Below are 656 nucleotides of genomic sequence, written 5' to 3' on the forward strand. Positions count from 1 at the left end.
CCGTCGACCACCGTCAGCAACGCGGTCGTGGCGGCGATATCGTCTTCCGCACACGCGAAGAAATCGCGATCCGGGACGATCAGGTCGGCAAGCTGCCCCACCGCGATGCGTCCTTTCTTGCCTTCCTCGTTCGAGAACCACGTCACGTACTCGGTCCACATCCGCAACGCGGTTTCGCGATCGAGCAGGTTGCGCTGCGGATACAGTCGCATGCCGCCGACCGTTTTGCCCGTCACGAGCCACGCGAGCGACACCCACGGGTTGTACGACGCGACGCGCGTTGCATCCGTGCCGGCCGACACCTTCAGCCCCTTGCCGAGCATCTTCGCGACCGGCGGCGTCGCCTCCGCGGCTTGCGCGCCGTAGCGCTCGACGAAGTACTCGCCCTGGTACGCCATCCGATGCTGCACCGCGACGCCGCCGCCGAGCGCGGCGATCCGGTCCATCGATTGCTCGGTGATCGTTTCCGCGTGATCGAAGAACCAGTTCAGCCCTTCGAGCGGGATGTCCTTGTCGACCTTCTCGAACACGTCGAGCGCGCGGCTGATGGTTTCGTCGTAGGTCGCGTGCATGCGCCACGGCCAGCGGTTTTCCGCGAGCACGCGCACGACGCCTTCGAGATCGTCCTCCATCTGCTCGGGCAGGTCCGGACGCGC

Annotated in this window: 1 protein-coding gene; it reads right to left on the reverse strand. The window is 66.2% G+C overall.

Translation table 11 applies throughout. The features are described 5' to 3' along the window. Nucleotides 1–656 (reverse strand): amidohydrolase family protein (locus WS95_RS27795; RefSeq protein ID WP_156444595.1); only part of this gene is annotated, 656 nt, incomplete at both ends.

The sequence above is a fragment of the Burkholderia sp. MSMB1826 genome, assembly GCF_001526325.1.
Classification (GTDB): Bacteria; Pseudomonadota; Gammaproteobacteria; order Burkholderiales; family Burkholderiaceae; genus Burkholderia.